This is a genomic window from Alsobacter metallidurans, from assembly GCF_014636935.1.
Classification (GTDB): Bacteria; Pseudomonadota; Alphaproteobacteria; order Rhizobiales; family Beijerinckiaceae; genus Alsobacter; species Alsobacter metallidurans.
The window spans coordinates 1450127-1472167 of sequence record NZ_BMES01000001.1 but is presented as its reverse complement, the minus strand read 5'-3'; the positions used below and the strand labels follow the sequence as shown (position 1 = coordinate 1472167).

The 22041-nt window shown below is 67.7% G+C and carries 16 protein-coding genes; 4 read left to right on the top strand and 12 right to left on the bottom strand.

Going from position 1 to position 22041, the window contains the following annotated elements:
* Window positions 1-13 precede the first annotated feature (13 nt).
* From IEV99_RS06530 to IEV99_RS06505, 6 genes are all read right to left on the bottom strand, one after another.
* Window positions 14-484, bottom strand: a complete 471-nt coding sequence (locus tag IEV99_RS06530) for a nucleoside deaminase (RefSeq protein ID WP_188516866.1) — start codon at window positions 482-484, stop codon at window positions 14-16.
* The gene (xdhC, locus tag IEV99_RS06525) at window positions 481-1476 is read right to left on the bottom strand and encodes a xanthine dehydrogenase accessory protein XdhC (protein ID WP_244643625.1); all 996 of its coding nucleotides are present in this window, start codon (window positions 1474-1476) and stop codon (window positions 481-483) included. The genes IEV99_RS06530 and xdhC overlap by 4 nt, the downstream gene beginning before the upstream one ends.
* 45 nt (window positions 1477-1521) lie before the next feature.
* The gene (gene xdhB, locus IEV99_RS06520) at window positions 1522-3846 is read right to left on the bottom strand and encodes a xanthine dehydrogenase molybdopterin binding subunit (protein WP_210318625.1); all 2325 of its coding nucleotides are present in this window, start codon (window positions 3844-3846) and stop codon (window positions 1522-1524) included.
* Window positions 3833-5329, bottom strand: coding sequence for a xanthine dehydrogenase small subunit (gene xdhA / locus IEV99_RS06515; protein ID WP_188516865.1), 1497 nt, complete (start codon window positions 5327-5329; stop codon window positions 3833-3835). The genes xdhB and xdhA overlap by 14 nt, the downstream gene beginning before the upstream one ends.
* A 2-nt stretch (window positions 5330-5331) precedes the next feature.
* Window positions 5332-5673 carry a hydroxyisourate hydrolase gene (gene uraH, locus IEV99_RS06510; RefSeq protein WP_188516864.1) on the bottom strand — a complete coding sequence of 114 codons (342 nt, stop codon included), beginning with the start codon at window positions 5671-5673 and terminating at the stop codon, window positions 5332-5334.
* A gap of 85 nt (window positions 5674-5758) precedes the next feature.
* A complete protein-coding gene (locus tag IEV99_RS06505; RefSeq protein WP_244643622.1) occupies window positions 5759-6814 on the bottom strand; it encodes a YeiH family protein in 1056 nt (351 codons plus the stop codon).
* Between the two features lie 624 nt (window positions 6815-7438).
* On the opposite strand from IEV99_RS06505, the gene IEV99_RS06500 reads away from it, so the two are divergent.
* A complete protein-coding gene (locus IEV99_RS06500) occupies window positions 7439-8179 on the top strand; it encodes a GntR family transcriptional regulator (RefSeq protein WP_188516863.1) in 741 nt (246 codons plus the stop codon).
* Between the two features lie 3 nt (window positions 8180-8182).
* Here IEV99_RS06500 and IEV99_RS06495 read toward each other — a convergent pair whose 3' ends face one another.
* The 3 genes from IEV99_RS06495 to gloA all read right to left on the bottom strand — a co-directional run bounded on the left by IEV99_RS06495 (window position 8183) and on the right by gloA (window position 10674).
* On the bottom strand, window positions 8183-9076 hold the full coding sequence (locus tag IEV99_RS06495; protein WP_188516862.1) for a PfkB family carbohydrate kinase: 894 nt from the start codon (window positions 9074-9076) through the stop codon (window positions 8183-8185).
* 12 nt (window positions 9077-9088) lie between these two features.
* The gene (locus IEV99_RS06490; protein WP_188516861.1) at window positions 9089-10117 is read right to left on the bottom strand and encodes an aldose epimerase family protein; all 1029 of its coding nucleotides are present in this window, start codon (window positions 10115-10117) and stop codon (window positions 9089-9091) included.
* A 116-nt stretch (window positions 10118-10233) separates the two neighbouring features.
* Window positions 10234-10674, bottom strand: a complete 441-nt coding sequence (gloA, locus tag IEV99_RS06485) for a lactoylglutathione lyase (protein WP_188516860.1) — start codon at window positions 10672-10674, stop codon at window positions 10234-10236.
* Between the two features lie 166 nt (window positions 10675-10840).
* On the opposite strand from gloA, the gene fdhD reads away from it, so the two are divergent.
* The 3 genes from fdhD (at window position 10841) to IEV99_RS06470 (ending at window position 16970) form a co-directional block, all read left to right on the top strand.
* Window positions 10841-11734 (top strand): formate dehydrogenase accessory sulfurtransferase FdhD, encoded by an 894-nt coding sequence (gene fdhD / locus IEV99_RS06480; protein ID WP_188516859.1) that lies wholly within the window; start codon window positions 10841-10843, stop codon window positions 11732-11734.
* Between the two features lie 74 nt (window positions 11735-11808).
* A complete protein-coding gene (gene pepN / locus IEV99_RS06475) occupies window positions 11809-14448 on the top strand; it encodes an aminopeptidase N (RefSeq protein WP_188516858.1) in 2640 nt (879 codons plus the stop codon).
* Between the two features lie 341 nt (window positions 14449-14789).
* On the top strand, window positions 14790-16970 hold the full coding sequence (locus IEV99_RS06470; protein ID WP_244643620.1) for a PAS domain-containing sensor histidine kinase: 2181 nt from the start codon (window positions 14790-14792) through the stop codon (window positions 16968-16970).
* Here the strand turns inward: IEV99_RS06470 and IEV99_RS06465 are convergent, their stop codons facing one another.
* The 3 genes from IEV99_RS06465 to IEV99_RS06455 are packed head-to-tail and all read right to left on the bottom strand — an operon-like array spanning window position 16971 to window position 22002.
* Window positions 16971-19925, bottom strand: coding sequence for a bifunctional [glutamine synthetase] adenylyltransferase/[glutamine synthetase]-adenylyl-L-tyrosine phosphorylase (locus tag IEV99_RS06465; RefSeq protein WP_244643617.1), 2955 nt, complete (start codon window positions 19923-19925; stop codon window positions 16971-16973).
* On the bottom strand, window positions 19926-21335 hold the full coding sequence (locus IEV99_RS06460; protein WP_188516856.1) for a sensor histidine kinase: 1410 nt from the start codon (window positions 21333-21335) through the stop codon (window positions 19926-19928).
* Window positions 21319-22002, bottom strand: coding sequence for a winged helix-turn-helix domain-containing protein (locus IEV99_RS06455; RefSeq protein WP_188517678.1), 684 nt, complete (start codon window positions 22000-22002; stop codon window positions 21319-21321). Before IEV99_RS06455 ends, IEV99_RS06460 begins: the two co-directional genes overlap by 17 nt.
* Window positions 22003-22041: the final 39 nt, after the last annotated feature.

The following is a 22041-nucleotide window of genomic DNA, read 5'->3' as shown; positions in this document are numbered from 1 at the left end:
TGGAAATGGGAGATCAACCGGCGCGGGAGAGCCACTCCTCGAAGGCGGCGCTCGCCTCCGGCATGGGCGCATGAATGCACGGAATGCGCCGTTCGGCCGGGCTCTTCTCGTACTCGGCGCGGATCTCCTCGCTCTTGACCCCAATCGCCTTCGCCTCCTCCCATGTGGTCGCGTAGAAGCAGCGCGCAACGCCGGCGAGATACATGGCCCCCATGCACATCGGGCAGGGTTCCCCGGACGCATAGAGCACCGAGCCGCTCAGATCGCCGTGGCCGAGCACCTTGGACGCGCGGCGGATCGCCATCAGCTCGGCATGGGCTGTCAGGTCCTTGGAGGCGAAAACCGAGTTCCAGCCTTCGGCCAACGGCTTGCCATTCAGCACGAGCACAGCGCCGAAAGGTTTGCCTTCGCCGGAGCGCATGTGGTCGTAAGCGATGTCGACCGCGCGCTTCAGGAAGCCGTGGTCGCTCGAATCCAGTGTCATCCGCGTTCCCCCGATATCCGCCGCGGCCGGAATGACGCCGCCACGCTGGTTGTCTGGATGCGGGCGGCATCCTGCGCCTCCCGCCATTGCAATAGCTGCGCCGCCGCAACGGCCGCAATCACGGCGGGCTCCTTGCCGCTGACGCCCTCGACACCGATGGGGCAGTTGAGCCGCAACAGCGTCGCCTCCGAAACGCCCGCCTGCCTCAACCGAGCCAGGAAGCGGGCCCGCTTGGTCGCCGACCCGATCAGGCCGACGGGGCCCAAATCGGTTCGTCCCAACGCCGCCGCCGTGACGGCCAGATCCAGCGGATGGGAATGGGTCATGACCATGACGAGCGAGCCCGCCGGCGCGTTTGCGACCGCCTGGACGGGATCCGCGGTGACAAGCGCTTCGGCATTCTGGGGAATGATGGCCGGGAAGGCGTCCTCGCGAGAGTCTATCCACCGCAAGCGAAACGGCAAAGGCGCCAGCGCCTGCGCCAGCGCGCGCCCTACATGGCCGGCGCCGAACAAGAGTAAGGGCGTCCGGTCCTCTCCATACCGTTCGCGCACCACCGCAACCGACTGCGCAGCGTCTACCGCGACTTTGCGCATAATGCGCCCATCGGGTCCGAGCAAGGCGTCCAGGTGGAACGGGCCCCCTGGTTCGAGCTCGGCGAAACGCGCAATCTCGGCCCTGTCTTCGCGGGCAAACGTCTCGACCCAGGTTTTGACCCGACCGCCGCAGCACTGCCCGAGATCGGGCCCGAGCGGCCAGTCCCCCACCAGGGTCGAACGCGCCTCAGCGCCCAAGGTGGCCTTCGCATCGCGCAGCAGGCGCCACTCGAGTTCGCCGCCGCCCACCGTGCCCCAGAACCCGCCATCAGGACGCACGACCATGCGCGCGCCGGCCTCACGCGGCGCGGAGCCCTGCACAGCGACCACGCTCACCAGCGCGGCGGAGCCCTGCGTATCGATGGTTTCCAGCAGTCGGGTCCAGATGAGGGTCACGGTTCCTGCAGTTCACATCCTGATTCAAGCGGCTGCGCGCGCGATTCAACCCGCCGACGCAACTGCCTGCACGGCCTTTAGAATTGCTTCCGGGGTGGCCGGCGCATCCAGCACGACGGGGCGCCCCGGAGCCAAAGATTGAACGGCGTCCGCGATGGCTCCGAACACGGCGTTCGCGAGCATCACCGGGGGTTCGCCGACCGCCTTCGAGCGATAGATCGTCTCCTCCCGGTTGGCTCCACCGAACAACGTCACCCGGAAGTCCGCCGGCATGTCAGACGCCACCGGGATCTTGTAGGTGGACGGAGCGTGTGTGCGCAGGCGGCCGTCCTTATCGTAGACGAGTTCCTCGGTGGTGAGCCAGCCCATGCCCTGCACGAAGCCGCCCTCGATCTGCCCGATGTCGAGCGCCGGGTTCAGCGAATGCCCGACGTCGTGGAGGATATCGACGCGCAACACTCGGTTTTCGCCCGTGAGCGTGTCGATCACCACCTCGGCGCAAGCCGCCCCGTAAGCGAAATAGAAGAAGGGCCGACCTTGGCCGTTGGGACGATCCCAATGAAGTTTCGGCGTCGCGTAGTGCCCGGCCGCGGACAGGTGAATCCGGGCCATGTGGGCGCGCTTGGCGAGTTCCGCGAAGGAGACGCTCTCGTTGCCGGCGAAGACGTGGTCGTCCCGGAACTGCACCTCGGCGGCGGGCACGCCGAAATGCTCGCCGGCCAGCACGGCCATCCGCTCGCGGATCTGGCGCGCAGCGATCTGCGCCGCCATGCCGTTCAGGTCTGACCCGGAGGACGCTGCCGTAGGCGAGGTGTTCGGCACCTTGTCGGTCGTGGTCGCGGTGATGCGGACACGGTCCATGCCAACGCCGAACTCCTCGGCGACCACCTGGGCGACCTTTTGATAGAGCCCCTGCCCCATCTCGGTGCCGCCGTGGTTCAACTGGATCGACCCGTCTGAGTAGACATGCACCAGGGCGCCGGCCTGGTTCAGGTGCGAGAGCGTGAACGAGATGCCGAACTTGACCGGTGTCAGCGCAATGCCTTTGCGCAGAATCGGCGACGTGGCGTTGAACGCCGCAATGGCTTCGCGCCGGGCCCGATAGTCGCTGCTCGCCTCGAGCTGCTCGAGGATGGCGGCGCCAACGTCGTGATCCTCAACAGTCATGCCATAGGGCGTGACGTCCCGCTCCGGGCCATAATGATTCGCCTTGCGCACATCGAGCGGATCGCGGCCGAGACGCCATGCGATCTGGTCGATGATCCGCTCCATCGCGAGCATGCCCTGCGGGCCGCCGAAGCCCCGGAAGGCCGTGTTGGAGACTGTGTTGGTTTTCAGTCGGCGCGTGCCAATGATCAGCTCGGGCAAGAAATAGGAGCTGTCGGCGTGAAACATGGTGCGGTCCACCACGCCCTGGCTCAGATCCGCCGAGCACCCGCAGCGCGCGAGAAACGCCATCTCGACACCCTGGATGCGGCCGTCGTCGTCGAAGCCGACCGCGTAATCGACCCGGAAGTCATGCCGCTTGCCGGTCATAGCCATGTCGTCGTCGCGGTCGAGGCGGATCTTGCAGGGCCGGCCCGTGACGCGCGCGGCAAGCGCCGCCATGGCGGCCCATTGCGACGCCTGGCTCTCCTTGCCGCCGAAGCCGCCGCCCATGCGGCGCACCTCGGCTGTCACGAGTGCGTCAGCAACGCCGAGCACCCGGGCGCAGACATGCTGGATTTCGGTTGGGTGCTGGGTGGACGAATGCACGTGCATCGAGCCGTCCTCGCCCGGGATCGCCAGAGCGACCTGCCCTTCGAGGTAGAAATGCTCTTGCCCGCCAATTCGGAACGTGCCGGCGAGTTGATGCGGCGCCGCGCCGATCGTTGCCGGGGCGTCGCCACGCTGAAACGCGTAGTCGGGCAGCACGGTTTCGCCCCGCGCCTGCGCGTCCTCGACCGTAACGCTCGGCTTCTCCTGCGCAATCGTGAGCGCGCCGAGGCGCGCCGCCCGGCGCGCGGCGTCTCGCGTTTCGGCGACCACGGCGAACACGGGCTGGCCGTGGAAGATCACCTCTCGGGCGGCCAGCAGCGGCTCGTCGTCGAACGTGGGGGAAATGTCGTTCTTGCCCGGGATGTCGGCGGCCGTCAGCACCGCGACCACGCCCTGGATGGCCCGAACCCGCTCCAGACCCACCGCCATAAGGGAGCCGCGCGCCATGGGCGACCCGCCAATCGCGATGTGCAGGCAGCCTGCAGGCTCGGGCAGGTCGTCGATATAGGCGGCCGACCCTTGCACGTGCTTGGCGGCTGAATCGTGCGGCAGCGGTTGGCGAACGTGCCGCAGCGGCGCTTCGGACATGTCCGAAAAGCTATTCGGCCGCATGGGCGGTCTCCCGATGGCCGATGATGCGGGTGGCGGAACTCGGCGCGCCGGCGATCTCGGCGAGCGCCTTGACGATGAGGTTCTTGCCGACCTGCAGCCGATAGGCCGCGGACGCACGATGATCGTCGAGGGGGGCGAAGTCGCTGGCGAGGGCCTCGCCGGCCGCCGCCCAGGAGGCGCCGTCGTTCACCGGCTGCTCCAACAGGGCGGTCTCGACCGCAAGCGCCCGCTTGGGCGTCGCCGCCATGCCGCCGAACGCCACGCGCGCCATCACGATGCGCTCCCCCTGGATGGTCACACGCATCGCCATCAGCAACGAGGAAATGTCCTCGTCGAACCGCTTGGTGACCTTGAACACCCGGACATGATCGCCCGGCCCCGGCTTTGGCACGAGAAGGCTGCGGATGAACTCTCCCTTTCGACGGTCCTGCTTGCGGTAGGCGAGAAAGAAGTTCTCGAGCGGCAACGTGCGGCGCTCGGAGCCGCCGCGCAGCTCGAGATGCGCGCCCAGCACAATCAGCATGGGGGCAAGGTCGCCGATGGGCGAGCCATTGGCGATGTTGCCGCCGACCGTGCCCGACGCGCGAACCTGATTGGAGCCGAAGCGACGCATCACCTCGCCAATATCGGGGTCGATGGCCGCGAGCGGCTCGAGAGCGCGCGCGTGCGACACGGTGGCGCCCAGCGCCAGCACTTCCGGGCTGTCATGAATGTCGCCAAGGCCGTGCACGCGGCCCAGCCAGATAAACTTGCGCAGCGGCGCGAGCGCCTTTGTCAGCCAGAGGCCAACATCAGTCGCACCGCCCAGGAGGGTGGCCTCGGGATGTTCGGCCAGCAGCGCCGCAAGACTCTCCTCACTGGCGGGCGCGGCGAAAAACGCGTCTTCGTCGCCGACGAACACGTCCTGCGCGTCGTCGAGCCGCCGCAACATCGCCAGCGTCGCGTCTGCGCGAGCGTCGGAACCGTCCGCGGCCGGTTCGGCGCACACATCCAGCGCGGCGTCGATGATGGGCCTGTAGCCGGTGCACCGGCAAAGGTTGCCGGCCAATGCGTCGCAGGCCGCCTCGCGGGTCACCGGCCTCACGCCTTCGTGGTAGAGCGCGAACAGGCTCATCACGATGCCGGGTGTGCAGAACCCGCATTGCGAGCCATGCCGCGCCACAAGCGCGGCCTGGACGGGATGGAGTTCCTTGGAACCGCTTGCGGCCCCGGGGGCCAGATCTTCGACGGTGATCAGCTTCGCGCCGTCGATCTGCCCGAGCAGCAGGATGCAGGCGTTGACGGGCTCATACACGAGCTTGCCGTCGCGCTCGCGCCCGAGCACCACCGTGCAGGCGCCGCAATCGCCCTCTCCGCAGCCCTCTTTGGTTCCGACGAGCCGCTGCTCGATCCGGAGCCAGTCCAGCAACGTGGTCCGAGGCGCGAAATCATCGACCTGCACCACCCGCCCGCGCCGCACGAAGCGGATCGAACTCCTCGTCATGCTCAGCTCCCCCGATAGGTCGAGAAGCTGAAGGGCGAGACAAGCAGAGGCACGTGATAATGGGCGTTCTCAGCCGCGGCGAAACGCAGGGGAATGACGTCCAGGAAGGCAGGCTCGGGCAGCCGCACCCCTGCCGCACGGAAATAGTCGCCGACGTGGAAGCTGAGCTCGAACGGACCAGGCTCCGCTGATTCGCTCGCGATCAGCGGCTGGTCGAGGCGCCCGTCCTGGTTGGTAAAAGCGTCGGCCAGGACGGCGCCGTCGCTCAAACGCTTGAGGATCACACGCACGCCGGCGGCGGGTCGCCCCGCGGCGGTGTCGAGAACATGGGTGGTCAGCTTCATTCGGTCATGATGGAGCAAGTCCCGCGCCCGCAGAAGCCCCCACGGGCGCGCGTCCCGCCGAGAATGCGCAATTCCAGCGCCGACGTCAGTGGACCAGCTTCAGTCCGGCCAGCGCGACCAAGAGGATCACCGTGGTCGTTCCACAAACCACCGCGATGGTTCGCCAACCCACGCGCAGCAGGGCTCCGATGGATGTTCCGAGCCCCAAGGCCGCGATTGCGACCAGAAGTCCCCATCCGGACAGCCAGACGGCGGCCGTCCGCACTTGCGCCGGCACGAGCCCGGCGGAATTGAGGAGCGCAAACGCGAGGAACGCCAGCGCGAAAACCGGCACGGGCGTTTTGGCGTTGCTGGCGGAACCGCCGCGCCCCGCAAACCACCAGCCGATCCCGAGCACGACTGGCAGGAGCAGAAAGACCCGAAACAGCTTCACGATCACGGCCGCATCGCCGGCCGTCTCCGACACCGAAAATCCTGCGCCCACCACCTGGGCGACGTCATGGATGGTGGCGCCCAGCAGGATGCCGGTCGTGCGGTCGTCGAACCCCATCAGCGGGCCCAAGGCCGGGTAGACCACCATCGCGAGCGTTGAAAGGGTATTGACGGCAACGACCGTAAACACCGTGTCGGCGTCCCGGCGCGGATAGGCCGGCAACACGGTGGCGGTCGCGAGCGCGGCCGAGGCGCCGCACACCGCCGTTGCGCCGCCGGCAAGCGCGCCGAAGGGTTCGCCCAGCCCAAGCATACGGGCCAGAACCATGCCGCTCGCCAGCGTGGCCACCATGGCGACGATCACGATCGCGACCGTCGACCAGCCGAGCGCGACGATGTCGCCCAGCGCCACCCGGAACCCAAGCAGAGCGATCGCGATCCGCAGCAGTTTCTTCCCGCTGAACGCCAGGCCAGGTTTGAAGGTCGGCCGGAGCGCCAGCCCATGCAGGGCCATGCCGATAATGAGAGCCAGCACGACCGCCGGGATCGTGATGGGCCGCCCGCTAAAACCTCCAACCAGCCGGGAAACCAACGGCTCGCCGGCCGATGCGAGAAGCGCGACGAGCAGCGAGAGCGCCACTCCAGGCATGGAGGCGCGCAGGGCGAGGCCCAATCGGGACGACTGAAAGGACACTTCGTTGGGCCTCATGGTCAGCTTGCCCGGCGGATATTGGGGGCCAAACAAAGCGCGGAAAACCGCGATTGCGTCTTGGCGCGTCCGAAACAGTGATGCGTCAGAATGCCGCGGCAACGACTGCCAAGGTAATTCGCGACGATGGCTGCTTGACCGAGGATGCGTCGGGCGCAGCAAGCCGGGATGCGGAAGGCAGTCGACTGCCAGTTACACGCGTCATCCAGCAGCCACACAACTCGCTTCCACCGCACGCCTGCAATCAATCGTCGGGAAGCGGAAGGCTTTTGCGCGGAGCGCAGCGGCAAAGCATGGCGCTGGCCTCTGGTAAACTGCACCGAAGCTGCGGAAGCGAAAATGCGGGGGAGCATGAACTTGGGAACTCTTGAACTCGGATACCGTCTTGCGCGGACACGCCGTACATCTTTTGACGTCCGAAGATATGCAGATTGCATGGACCGGAGGCTTGTGTTCGCGGGCCGCGTTGATCGTCTCAAACCGAGGCGAATGTAGAATTGTGGCGAGCAGTTCCCATCTCTAGCCAGAGGATAAGGAAGACCTCGAGCGGAGCCTTATAGGCGTCGCACGTGAACCGCAGCTTCTGGCGGGCCATAGGATGGTGCGCGGGATTGGGTGTCAATAATGGCCGACTCGAACAAGTCTGGTTTCAGTGAGCGCGCGCCACAACCGCCGCTCTACGCCCAGGTTCGCAACACTCTGGTGCGGAGGCTCGTGGAAGGCGTTTGGGCCGAGGGCGAGATGCTGCCCAGCGAATTCGAGCTTGCAGCCGACATGGGCGTGAGCCAGGGGACCGTTCGCAAGGCGCTCGACTCGCTGGCGGCCGACAACCTGGTGGTGCGCCGGCAAGGCCGCGGCACCTTCGTGGCGGAGCACGACGAAGCCCGCATCCTGTTTCAGTTCTTTAAGCTGGTCGGCGACTCGGGCGAGGCGTCCTTTCCGGAAAGCCGCGTGGTGTCGGCGCGATCCTGCACGGCTACGGCCGAGGACGTGAAGGCAATGAGCCTGCCGCAGGGGACCGAGGTGTTTCGCATCCATCGGGTGCGATCGATCGGCGGACGCCCGGTGATCGCGGAGCGCATCGTGATCCCGGCGGCCCTGTTTCCAGGTTTCGCCGATACGGAAGCGCCAAACAATCTCTACGGCCTTTATGCGCGGCGCTATGGCGTTACGGTCGCGCGTGCGCACGAGCGGCTCAAGGCGGTGGCGCTGCCGGAGGGCGAGGCGCTGCTGCTGGAGGCCAAGGTTGGGACGCCGGCGCTTCTGGTGGACCGGATTGCGTATGGGCTCGACGGGTCCGTGATCGAGTGGCGCGTCAGCCACTGCCTCACAGACGACCTCCATTACAGCTCGGACCTGAAGTGACGGTTATTCGGTCTTTCGCAAAAAAGCGTCGACTTCGGCCCTGCTGGGCGCACCGTCACGGCCGCCGAAACGGGTGCATTTGATAGCTGCAGCCGCCGACGCGAACCGCACTGCATCCGCCTCCGGGCGCCCTTCCGCGAGCGCCAATGCGAGGGCGCCGTGGAACACGTCGCCGGCACCGAGCGTATCGGCTGCCTGGATCGGGAACGCCGGCGCATGACGCACCTCGCCCGCTTCCAGGAACAGCACGCCCCGTGGCCCATCCGTGACGGCGAGCCAGTTTGCCGCCCCGGCGCCGACCTGCACTAAACCGACGGCCAGGTCCTCGCAGCCGGTCAGTTCGCGCAGCGCCTGCGCCGCAAAAGCGACATGCGTGGCGCTCTCAACCAGACCACGGGATCGCGGCGCGCGATCGCCGTCCAGGACGCCGACGCCGCCGGATGCGCGCGCAGCCGCGAAGGCCTTGGCCGAGCCGGCTTCCCAGCGCGTGTCGCACATCACGGCCGAAATGCCCGCAGGAAGCTGGTCCGGGATGACGCCCGTCGCCTCCGGCATACGCGGGTCCTCATAGCTGAGAACGAGCCGCTCGCCGGCCGCATCGACGATCACGGACGACAGGGGCGACCGCATGCCCGCGCCCCGAAACACGGCGGAGCAATCCACCCCTTCGCGCTCCACCGTGCGGATGATTTCGTCGCCGACCGCGTCGTCGCCAAGGCGCGCGGCCAGCATTGCGGTTCCGCCAAGCCGCGCGACGGCCACCGACGCGTTCGCGGCGATGCCGCCACCCACCACCGCAAGCCCATGGGCGCGGTGTTTTTCCGGCGACGTCGGAATGCGGTCCACCGCGAACACGTAATCCTGCGCGGCGAAGCCCACGCACAACACGCCGGCCATGATGGCGTCTCCTCAGGCGATCCGGTATTCGGAGACCTGGGTGTAGACCTCCCCCGGCCGCAATGTCGGATCAGGAAAGTGCGGCTGGTTCGGACTATCCGGCCAGACCTGCGCTTCGAGGCAGAGCCCCGCGTTCACGCCGTAGCGCTGGCCGTCGAGCCCTGCGACCGAAAGGTCGATCTTCCAGCCGTCATAGACCTGGACGCCGGGCTCCGTCGTATGGAGTTCGAGCGCCAGCCCGGTTTGCGCCGAACGGAGAGTCGCCGCATGCCGAAGCGGCTCGTGCGGCGACGGGCGCGCAGATGACAAAACGAAGTTGTGGTCGAGCTTGAACGGCGCGCCGCCCTCCCCTGGTTGGCGCAGCACCCGCGACCGGCGAAAATCGAACGGCGTGCCTGCGACGGACAGGATATCGCCCGTCGGAATTTGGTCGTCGCGGACCGGCGTGTAGAAGTCAGCCGACACCTGCAGCTCGTGATCGAGCACGGAGGCGGCTCCATCCAACGTCCAGTAGGTGTGCTGGGCCAGGTTCACGATGGTGGGCGCGTCCGTGGTGACGGTGAGCTCCACCCGCAGGGTCGCGGGCTCCACCAGGCGGTAGACGCAGGTGGTCGTCACCTGCCCGGGACAACCGCCGTCGCCGTCCGGCGAGACGAGCGTCAGCGTGACGGACCTCTCGTCGGCAGCGCCGAGGCGCCAGAGCCGCTTGCCAAAGCCCGCGGCTCCGCCGTGCAGCGCGTTGCGCCCGTTCTCGTTGCGGTCGAGCTGATGCGAAACGCCGTCCAGCGTGAAGCGGCCCTCGGCGATGCGATTGGCGTAACGACCCGCGACCGCGCCCATGTGGGGCGAATGCGCGACATAATCCTCCAGCCGGTCGAAGCCGAGTACGACCCGCTGCGATTTGCCGCCGGGCAGCGGCGCGTGCATGTCGCGCACCACGGCGCCCCAGGTGAGGATCTTGGCCTCGGCCCCGGCCTCCGACCGGATTGTGATCTCATGGACGATTTCATCGCCCAGTCGCCCGAATTCCCTGGCGTGCACGCGCGCCCCCCGTTTGTGGTTGCTGCTTTAATCCAGCGATGGCCAGCCTTCGCGCAAGGCTGGCCATCGTCCTTAAGTGATGAGACCCGACTGCGCCTGGGCGCGAGCGGTCTTTGTCACCAGCTGCCCGTGTTCTGCATCGAGCTCCAGGGCTCGGCCGGCGCCTTGGCTTCGCCTTTCTGTAGCAGCTCGATCGAGATGCCGTCGGGCGAGCGGATGAACGCCATGTAGCCGTCGCGCGGCGGGCGGTTGATCGTCACGCCGGCCTTCATCAAGCGGTCGCAGGTCTCGTAGATATCGTCCACCCGGTAGGCGAGATGGCCGAAATTGCGTCCGCCCGCATATTCCTTCTCGTCCCAGTTGTAAGTGAGCTCGAGCAGCGGCGCCTTGGTGTCCTTGGCTTTCTCGACGTCGTCGGGAGCGGCCAGGAACACGAGTGTGTACCGGCCCTTTTCGTTGTCGATTCGGCGAACTTCGACGAGGCCGAACTTGGCGCAGTAGAAATCGAGCGCCTTGTCGAGGTCGCCGACGCGCACCATCGTGTGCAGATATTCCATGGGATTTGCTCCTCGTGGGGTCTCGTTTAATCCTGGCGGGATCATTCCCCGGGTCGCCCGGAGGGGAAAGCCCCCGCTCTGCATGGCGGCCCGGCGCAGATCGCCCTAAGTTATAGGCGTGATTGCCCGCCGGACAGCCCCGGCCGGCCCGCGAAGGACCACGCTGGTGAGCGAAGAGGACGAGATCGAGATCCTTTCGGAGCCCCCTCCCCCGCGCCTGGAGGCCCAGACGCTCGCGGTGGCGCGCGACGGCTCCGTGCAGGAGCGAGGCCGCGCGCTGGCGGCCGAGGTGCCGGTTTCGATCACGTATAATGGGCTTGCGCACGCCGTCATGATGGCGAGCCCGCTCGACATCGACGATTTCGTGGTCGGCTTTTCGCTGACCGAGCAGATCATCGAGAGCCCGGACGAGATCGAGGAGATCATCGTGCGTCCGATCACGCTTGGGCTGCTCGCCCAGGCGATGATCCCGACGCACCGCCAGAAAGCGCTGATGGAGAACCGCCGCAACCTCGTCGGCCAGACGGGCTGCGGGATTTGCGGCATCGTCGAGCTCGAGCAGGCGGTGCGCCGGTTCGGGCCGATCAAGGCCCGGCCGCAGATCAGCGGGCCGGCGATCTTCAAGGCCATGGACGCGCTCTACCCGATGCAGACTTTGAACCGCGACACCGGCGCGGTGCACGCGGCCGCCTTCGCGACGCCCGACGGCGAGATCCTGGCCGTGCGCGAGGATGTCGGGCGCCACAACGCGCTGGACAAGCTGATCGGCCATCTGGCGCGCAATCGCATTCCGGCTGACCAGGGCTTCTGCGTGATGACGAGCCGCATCTCTTTCGAACTCGTGCAGAAATGCCTGGCGGCCGGCATCCCGGCGCTGGCCGGCATCTCGGCGCCGACGGGACTGGCGGTGCGGCTATCCGCCGAGCACCGGCTGACGCTGGTCGCGCTGGCGCGAAGCGACACCTTCCAGGTGTTCTCCGATCCCCACGGGCTTTTTCCGCGCCCGAACGCCACGCCACCGGCCGCATCGACCCCGGAGCCCGCCTTGCCGGGCGCGTGACGCCGCCGCTGCGGGGTTGTGGCGAGCGGGCGGGCGCCCGATAACAGGCGCCCTTTCAGCCGGACTCCAAGCCCATGCGCACCGACGCCGCCACACCCGTTCGCCTTGAGGACTACCGCCCGACGGACTACCTCATCGACACGGTTTCGCTGGACGTTCGGCTGCACGCGACGGCGACGGTCGTCCGCGCGGAGCTTGGCATTAGGCCCAATCCGGCCGGCGTAGCGGGCGCGGCGTTGCGGCTCGACGGCGACGAACTGGAGCTGTTGTCCATCACCCTGGACGGCCTGCCGCTCGCTCCTACGGCTTACGAGATTTCGGCGACCGGCCTGACGGTGCTGTCGCCGCCGCAGCGGCCCTTCCGGCTGACAATGGAAACCCGGATCAATCCCACCGCCAACACCAAGCTGATGGGGCTCTACCGGTCCTCCGGCGTCTATTGCACGCAATGCGAGGCCGAGGGCTTCCGCCGCATCACCTATTTCCTCGACCGGCCCGACGTCATGGCGGTCTACACCACCCGGATCGAGGCGGACGCAGCCGAAGCTCCGGTGTTGCTGGGCAACGGAGATCCGGTGGAGAGCGGGACCCTGCCGAACGGCCGGCACTTCGCCGTCTGGCGGGATCCGCACCCGAAGCCCTGCTACCTCTTCGCCCTCGTGGGCGGCAAGCTCGGCCGCATCGGGGGCGAGTTCACGACGATGTCCGGCCGTAAGGTGGAGTTGGGCATCTATGTGGAGCCCGGCAAGGAGGCCCGCGCCGGCTACGCGCTGGACGCCCTGATCCGCTCCATGCGGTGGGACGAGACGGCGTTCGGCTGCGAGTACGATCTCGACGTGTTCAACATCGTCGCCGTGTCCGACTTCAACATGGGCGCGATGGAGAACAAGGGTCTCAACATCTTCAACGACAAATACGTGCTGGCCAGCCCCGAGACGGCCACGGACGCCGACTACGCGGCTATCGAAGCCATCATCGCTCACGAGTATTTCCACAATTGGACCGGCAACAGAATCACTTGCCGCGACTGGTTTCAGCTCTGCCTCAAGGAGGGACTGACGGTTTTCCGCGACCAGGAATTCAGCTCGGACGAGCGCTCGCGCCCGGTGAAGCGCATCGCGGACGTGCGGACGCTGCGAGCGCAGCAGTTCGCGGAGGATTCCGGTCCCCTGGCCCATCCGGTGCGGCCGTCGGCCTACCGGGAGATCAACAACTTCTACACGGCGACCGTCTACGAAAAGGGCGCCGAAGTGATCCGCATGCTGAAGGCCCTGCTCGGGGCGACGACCTTCAAGGCCGGCATGGATCTCTACCTCCAGCGCTGCGATGGCGCGGCGGCCACCATCGAGGATTTCCTGGCCTGTTTTGCGCAAGCCAGCGGGCGCGACCTGTCCCAATTCTCGCTGTGGTACCGACAGGCCGGCACACCCAGCGTCGCGGTGCGCACAGCCTATGACGCAGCCGCCCGCACCTTGCGGCTCGATTTCGCCCAGAGCACGCCGCCGACGCCGGGCCAAAACGACAAGGAACCGGTCGTCATCCCGATCCGGCTGGGGGTCGTCAGCCCGCAGGGCGAGGTCTCGCCACTTCGCACAGTGACCGGGGAGACGCTGGATGACGGCCTCTTCGTGCTGGAGCGCACGGCGGACAGCCTGACCCTGGCGGACATCCCGCCCCACAGCGTGCCGTCGCTGCTGCGCGGCTTCTCAGCGCCTGTTCGGCTCGAGCAGGAATTGCAGCCCGAGGACCTGCTCACGCTGTTCAGCCGGGACGCCGATCCGTTCAACCGCTGGCAGGCGGCGCAAAGATATGCGATGCGGCTGATGGTTCGGGCGGTCGAGGCGCTGCGCAGCCAGAGCGCACCCGTGTTCGACGTTGCGTTTGCGCAGGCGCTCGGCGAACTCCTGCTCGGCGTCGACGACCACGCCTTCGCGGCGCAGGTGATGGCCCTGCCCAGCGAAGCCGACGTCGCCCGCGAGCTCGGCCGCGACATCGATCCCGACGCGGTTCTGCACGCCCGGAAAGCGCTGCGCGCATTCGTCGGCTCGCAGATTGGCGACACGCTGGCGGCGACCTACGAGCGATTGGCGAATAAGGGCCCATACAGCCCAGATGCGGCCAGCGCCGGGCGGCGGGCGCTTCGCAACGCCACGCTCGATCTCCTGGCGGCGGGCGACCCGGCTCGCGGTATCCCGCTCGCGCAGGCGCAGTTCGCGGCTGCCGACAACATGACCGACCAGATCGGCGCGTTGGCGATTCTGGCGCAACACCCCGGCGACGCGCGCGAGGACGCGCTCGAGGCGTTCGGCGCGCGGTTCGCGGGCGATCCGCTGGTGCTGGACAAATGGTTCGGCCTGCAGGCCGCCATCCCGGAAGCCGCGACGCTGGACCGCGTTCGTCGCCTCATGAGCCACCCGGCGTTCTCGCTCGCCAACCCCAACCGCGCCCGGGCGCTCGTGGGCGCTTTCGCCATGGCGAACATGTCGCAATTTCACCGTGCGGACGGCGCCGGCTACGCGTTTCTGGCAGACATCGTGCTGCAGCTTGACGGCGCGAACCCGCAACTCGCGGCCCGCCTTCTGGGCGCATTCCGGACGTGGCGCTCGCTGGAGCATACCCGGCGGGCGAAGGCCGAAACAGAGCTCCGCCGGATTGCGGCGCGCCCGGATCTCTCGCCGGATGTATCGGACATCGTCACCCGCTCGCTGGCCTGAGCGAACGTTTGATTCCGCTTTGTTCCTGGTCGCCTTGGGCCCCCGCTGGGGCGGCTATACTATCCTTAGTAGCAAGTGTTTTTTTGCTCCGTAATCATCTCTTAAGAACTGGACAAATCACCTGCTCAGGATTCAGATAATCTCGATTCGGGAAGATGCGGCACGTCCTTCCGAATGGGGCGTTAAAGGGATCCGAGGGGGTATTGTGCATGGCGCGAAGCTTCGCAGCCATTGCTTCCGTTCGCGCGCATTCTATTCCGGGTCTGGTGCGGTCTCTGGCCAACCCAGCCTACTTGAAACTGCTCGATATCGAACCTTGGCTCAGGCGCATCGTGCCCGTCATGGTCGCGGTTTTCGTGGTGGCGCTCGGCAGCATCTCCTACATGAACGCCGCGAGCACGCGGGATGAAACGCTTGTCGACGCTGTCGGCGACATGGACATCCTCGCCTCCTACGCGGCGTCCGAACTGGCGCGCACGGTGGCGCCGAACGAGACGTTCGATCCCCGCGCCCTCGGCTTCATCCCGAGCCACGCGATCCACGACGGCCGCTATGTCCTGCTGACCCGGACTGACGGCATGGTGGGCGCCAGCCTGCCCAGCGGCCTTCATGCCCGCTCGAGCCTCGTCAACGCCCTTGGCGAAACCCAGCCGCTGACGACCTTCGCGGACAAGGCCGGGGTGATCGTGATCACGCTGCCGAGCGGCGCGAAGGCGCTCGCCACCGTGCGCGACCTCCCGGCCCCTTACGGCCAGGTCGCGGTGGTGCAGCCGGTCTCGCAGGCCCTGGCGGGGTGGCGCTCGCGCACGACCTCGACACTGATACTGCTCGGCGCCGCCACCTTCGTGCTCACCGCCATCAGCACCGCTTATTTCTGGCAAGCCTGGCGCGCCCGGCAGGCCGATGCGATCTGCGACAAGTTCCGCCGGCGCCTCGACACCGCCTTGTCGCGCGGCCGTTGCGGCCTGTGGGACTGGGACATCGCCCGCGGCACGCTCTACTGGTCCGATTCCATGTACGAGATGTTGGGATACGACCGCGATAGCGAGTTGATGTCCTTTGGCGAGGTCAACCGCCTCGTGCATCCGGATGACGGCGACCTGTTCTCACTCGCCGACCAGCTTGCCAGCCGCGAAGCCACCACGGTCGACCACGCGTTCCGGGTCCGCGCCGCTGACGGCGAGTGGGTCTGGGTGCGCGCCCGCGCCGAGCTCGTCCGCGACGGCGAGAACCGCGACCCGCACCTCATCGGCATCGCAATTGACATCAGCGAGCAGCATCGCCTCGCCCAGCGCAGCGCCACAGCGGACATGCGCCTGCGCGACGCCATCGAGACCATTTCGGAAGCCTTCGTGCTCTGGGACGACTCCAACAAGCTGGTGATGTGCAATTCCAAGTTTCAGAAACTGCACAATCTCTCGGCCGAGGACATCAACGCCGGCACGCCTTACGAGACGCTGGCCGCAGCCCTGACGCCATCAGTCGTGCAGCACCGGCTGGACGGGCGGCTCGGCGAGGCCGGCGCTCGTAGCTACGAGGCTCAGCTCCCCGACGCGCGCTGGCTGCAGATCAACGAGCGCCGCACCAAGGATGGCGGCTACGTCTCGGTCGGCACGGACATCACGCTGCTGAAGCAGCAGGAGGAGCGCCTGCTCGACAGCGAGCGCAAGCTCACGGCCTCGGTCGCCGACCTGAAGCGGTCGCGGCAGACGCTGGAAATGCAGGCCCAGCAACTCGCCGACCTTGCCGAGCGCTACCTCGAGCAGAAGGCCGAGGCGGAAGGCGCCAACCGCGCCAAGTCCGAGTTCCTGGCCAAGATGAGCCATGAGCTGCGCACCCCCCTCAACGCCATCCTGGGGTTCTCGGAGGTTATGGAGGCGGGGATCTTTGGCTCGCTGGGCTGCGCGAAGTACACCGACTATTGCCGGGACATCCGCAAGAGCGGCGAGTACCTGCTTGGCCTGATCGCCGATATCCTCGACATGGCCGAGATCGAGGCCGGGCGGGTTCGCATGAACCGCGAGCCGATGCAGGCCGAAGACGCCATTGCGTCGGCCATCGACGGCATCGCGTCCGTAGCCCACTCCCGCGGGCTGACGGTCACCGCGGAGGCCATGCCCGACACCGTGCTGCATGCCGATCGCCGCGCGCTCGACAAGATGCTCGGCCATCTTCTCTCCAACGCGGTGAAGTTCACCCCTGAAGGCGGAAAGGTGATGGTCCGCACACGCCGGATCGGCGGCTCGCTGAACATTTATGTCGAAGACACCGGAGTGGGCATCCCAAAGGACGCGCTTCCGAAGCTGGCCCGGCCGTTCGCGTGGGTCGACATGGATGCGTCCAAGCCCACCGACGGCTCCGGCCTGGGCCTCGCGATCGCGCGGTCGCTGGCCGAACTCCATGGCGGCGGCTTGCGGATCCGCTCCTGCGAGGGCACGGGTACGATCGTGCTGTTGCACTTGCCGCTGAAGCCGCCCACCGGGCTCGAGATCGCGTCGGCCCGCGCCGGAATGCGGCACTGATCAGGACACGGGCGGCGCCGCGAGCAGCCGCTCGAAGATGGCGCGGACGTTCGCCTGCCGCTCGGCGAGGTCGCGCTCCAGCATCTTGAAGTCCGGCAGGCCGACCACGGACGCCATGCGGCGTTTGAGGCCCGCAGAGGCCTCCTCCGGCTTGAACGTTCCCGAAACGGTAAGCCGCTGCCATTGCAGCATGTCGCGCATCATCGCGTAGGCTTCGCGCAGAGCCTCGCCATCGTCGGGCGGCAGCAGACCCACTCGGGCGGCAACGTCTAGGATGTCTCCTGTGGACGTTTGGGCCAGCTCCGGATGGGCGCGGCTTTCAAGAAGCACGATGGTCTGGGCGATGAACTCGATGTCGAGCAGGCCGCCCCGGGCAAGCTTGAGGTCCCAGCGATCTGCGTCGCCCTTCTCGCTCGCGATCAGCCTGCGCATGTCGGCAGCCTCGCGCCGAACGGTGGCGGGATCGCGCTCGCGGCGGAGGATGTCCGCGATGGCGTCGCTGACCTCGGCCATGAAGCCAATGTCGCCGGCGACGGGCCGCGCCCGCGTGAGCGCCATCTGCTCCCAGACTTCGGCCTCGTCGTGCTGGTATTGCAGAAAACCTCGGTACTGCGTCGCGGCCGGGCCCTTGTTGCCGGATGGGCGCAAGCGCATGTCCACCGCATACAGCACGCCGCGGCGGGTTGGAACCGTGAGGGCGCTGATCAAGCGTTGGGTCAGGCGCGTGTAGTAGGTCGTGGCGCTGAGCGGCCGGGCTCCGTCGCTCTCGGAGCGCTCCTCGTCGAAATCGTAGAGCACCACCAGATCGAGGTCCGACGTGGCCGTCATCTCGCGCGACCCAAGCCGGCCCATTGCGACCACGGCGATCCGCCCTCCCGGGACGACGCCGTGGTCGGCGCGAAAGCGGCGCTCCACTTCGGCCAGCGCCACGCGGATCAGCGCCTCGGCAAGCATCGCGTAGGCGTCGCCGACGCGCGCCAGCGGCACGGCGTCCGAGATGGCGCGTGAGCCGACCAAAAACAATTCGTGCTGCCCGGCGTCGCGCAAGCGATCCAGGAAATCTTCCAGCAGTTCCGGCGCGCCCACCGCGCCCGACAACCGCGTGACGAGGTCGTCCAGCCCCGCATAGGCGCGGTTCACGGCCGGGTCGATCAGCGCGTCGAGCAGATGTGGGCGCTGCGCGACGATCTCGGCCAACCGCGGCGCGGAGCCGAGCAAGTCGGCGAAAAGCGACAGGATCGACTGGTGGTTCCGGAGGATCGAGAACAGCTCAACCGCGGCCGGCATGCGGGCGAGTGCACGATCCAGCGTCGCCAGCGCGCCGTCCGGATCGGCGGTCGCCCCGAAGGCGCCGAGAAGCTTGGGCACCAGCTCGGTGAGCACCTCGCGGGCGCGCGCGCTTTGTACGGCCTGCCGCCGGCCGAAATGCCAGCCGCGCACGGTCTCCGCGACGGTGGTCGGGTCGGAAAAGCCCATCCGGCGCAACGTATCGAGAGTGTCGGGGTCGTCCGTCACCCCGGTGAACACAAGGTTGCCCTCGCCGGAGGTGAGTTCCCCGCCCTCTTCGAACAGGCGCACATAGTGGCGCTCGACCTTCAACGCCTCCGTGGTGAGCGCCTTGCCGAAGGCCGCCGCCGACGCGTAGCCGCAGAAGCGGGCGAAGCAGGCGAGCTTGTCGGTCTCGTGCGGCAGTTGCTGGGTCTGCTCGTCGGCCTGCATCTGCAGCCGGTGCTCGATGGTCCGCAGGAACCGGTAGGCGTGCGCGAGCTCCCGCTCCGCCTTGTCGGAAATCCAGCCGTCCGACCGCAGGGCGGTGAGCATGTCCAGCGTGCGCCGGCCCCGCAGCTGCGGCCGTCGCCCGCCGAATACCAGCTGCTGAGTCTGGACGAAGAACTCCACCTCGCGGATGCCGCCGCGGCCGAGCTTGATGTTGTGCCCCGCCACCGCGATCACGTCGTGGCCGCGGGCCGCGTGGATCTGCCGCTTCATGGCGTGAATGTCCGCCACGGCGGCGTAGTCGAAATATTTGCGCCAGATGAACGGCGTCAGCTCCTGCAGGAAAGCCTCGCCGATCGGCAGATCGCCGGCGACCGGGCGGGCCTTGATGAGCGCAGCGCGCTCCCAATTCTGGCCGACGCTCTCGTAATAAGCGTAGGCCGACGGCAGCGGGATGGCGCTTGGCGTGGACGCGGGATCGGGCCGCAGGCGCAGGTCGGTGCGGAACACGTAACCTTCGGACGTGCGCTCCTGCAGCAACCGCACGAGCCCCTTCACCAGCCGGACAAAAAACGGCGTCGGCTCCACGTTCGCCGCCAGGGGAGCGGTTTCGGGATCGAAGAAGACGATGATGTCGATGTCGGACGAATAGTTCAGCTCGCGCGCGCCATGCTTGCCAAGCGCCAGCACGACGACGCCGGAGGCGAGCGCGGGGTCGGCCGGCTCGGCGGGCCGGAACCGCCCGGCGGCGGCGGCCTCGGCCAGCAGCCAGCGGACGCTGGACGCCACCGCGGCGTCCGCGAAGTCGCTGAGCGCGGCCGTGACCTGCTCGACGGTCCACACGCCGCCGATGTCGGCCAACGCGACCAGCAGGGCGAGCTCCTGCTTGGCGAGCCGAAGCGCCTTCATGAGCTGCGGCTCGGGCGGGCTCCCGCGCCAGCAATCGGCGACGCGCGCGATCAACGCGGTGAAGCGGAGGTCCGGATTGGCCGCCAGCAACGCATGGAGGCGCGAGCGGTCGGACGAGGCGAGCCGCCAAAGGAAGGGCGAGTGATCCGCAATGCCCTGCAGCAGGGCCACGGCTTTAAGCGACGTGTCCAGCAAAGACCGGAGCGCGCCTGCGTCAGGTTCGGCCAGCAGCTCGGCCAGCCGGCTGCGCGCCAGCTTGGCATCCGAGAGACGCGGCGCGGCGACGATGCGCTCCGCCAGGCCTGCTCCTTGATCCTGCGGCTCCACCACTCACGCGCCTCCGCTTGGCAGCGGCAGAGCCACCACGGCGCGCAGGCCGGGCTCGTTATCCTCGAGCCGCAACACGCCGCCATGCAACCGCGCCACGGCGGCGGCAAGCGACAGGCCGAGCCCGAAACCAGGGCGCGTGCGCGCGCCTTCCAGGCGTACGAAACGCTCCAGCACGCGATTGCGATCCGCAGCCGGAATGCCGGGGCCGCCATCCGCCACCGCGATCTCGACGGCGTCGCCGCGCGTCGCCGCGCTGACGCGGACCCCGGGCTGGGCGTTCGGCGCAGCGCCGGGGTCGAGCGGCCGCGGTGCGTATTTGATGGCGTTGTCGACGAGGTTGGCGAGCGCTTGCCCAACCAGTTCGCGCGAGCCCTTCAGGCGCAGGCCGGGCGGCACGTCGAGCGTTAGCGGCACGCCGGCTTCCTCGGCCACCGGCTCATAGAGCTCCACCACGTCACGCGCCATTTCGGCGAGGTCGAAGTCGCTGACGCCGTCATGCGCGCTGCCGGCCTCCGCGCGGGCGATCATCAGGAGGGCGTTGAACACCCGGATGAGGTTGTCGGCCTCCTCGATCGTGCCTTCCAGCGCCTGGCGGTAGTCGTCCGGCGACTGCGCGGTGCGCAGCGCCTGCTCGGCGCCGTTGCGCAGGCGCGTGAGCGGCGTCTTGAGGTCGTGCGCGATGTTGTCCGAGACCTCCTTGAGGCCGGTCATCAGCTCCTCGATGCGGTCCAGCATGGCGTTGAGGCCCACCGCCAGACGGTCGAGCTCGTCATTGGAGCCCGAAAGCGCCAGCCGGCCCGAGAGGTTCCCCTCCATGATGCCCCGCGTCGTGTCCGTCATGGCGTCAATGCGCCCGAGCACCCGGCGGGTGACGAACCAGCCGCCCAGCAGCGCCAGGATCACGACCAGCGACAACGACCAGCCGAAAGCGCGGCGGATCACGCTCCGCAGCCTGTCGGCCTCCGCGAGGTCGTGGCCGACCAGCAGCTTCACGCGCGACGGCAGGTCGTAGATCCGCACCAGCGCCATGTGGGGCCGGCGGTCGTCGTCGTTGTGGAAATAGGCGATCTGGCGTTGGCCGGTCTGGTTCAGGAGGTCCGGCGGCAACTGGCCAATATTGCCCGCAAGCTTGTCGCCTCCCGGGCCCATGACCAGGTAGAGCGAGGCGCCGGGCTGGCGCGAGCGTTGCTCGATGATTTCGACCAGCCGGCGCAACCCGCCGGCCATGTACTGCTCGGCCAACCCTTGCGTCTCGGCCTCCACCACGGAGGCGACCTGGTCGGCGATCAGCCGGCGCGCGTTGAAGGCGATGTAGCCCAGCAGGAAAAACGCAAACAGCGTGAAAATGACGAGGTAAGCCAGCGACAGCTTGAACGCCGTGGTGCGGAAGAGCTTACCGAGCGCCGTCACGAACCATGTACCCCGCGCCGCGCACCGTATGGATCAGCGGCCGGTCGAAGCCTTTGTCGACCTTGCCGCGTAGCCGCGAGAGATGAACGTCGATGACGTTGGTCTGCGGATCGAAGTGATAATCCCACACGTTCTCGAGCAGCATGGTGCGCGTCACCACCTGGCCGGCGTGCTTCATGAGGTATTCGAGCAGCCGGAACTCGCGCGGCTGCAGGTCCACGGGCTTGCCGGCGCGGGTCACCTGGTGCGACAGCCGGTCGAGTTCGAGGTCGCCGACGCGGTAGCGCGTCTCCTCGGCTGGACCGGAGCGGCGCCGGCGGGCCAGCACCTCGGTGCGGGCGAGCAATTCGGAGAACGCGTAGGGCTTGGGCAGGTAGTCGTCGCCCCCGGCGCGCAGGCCCTTCACACGGTCGTCGACCTGGCCGAGCGCCGAGAGGATCAGCACCGGCGTCTCCACCTTCTGCTCGCGCAGGCCGTGGATGAGCGAAAGCCCATCGAGCTTGGGCAGCATGCGGTCGATGATCAGGACGTCGTAGTCGCCCTCGCGCGCCAGCGCGTATCCGTCGAGGCCGTCGGCGGCATGGTCCGCGACATGGCCGGACTCGCGGAACGCCTTCACCAGATAGGAGGCGGAGTCCTTGTCGTCCTCGACGATCAGAAGCTTCATGTCCATGGCATACCTCCAAGACGCCCGCATGTTGAGGGG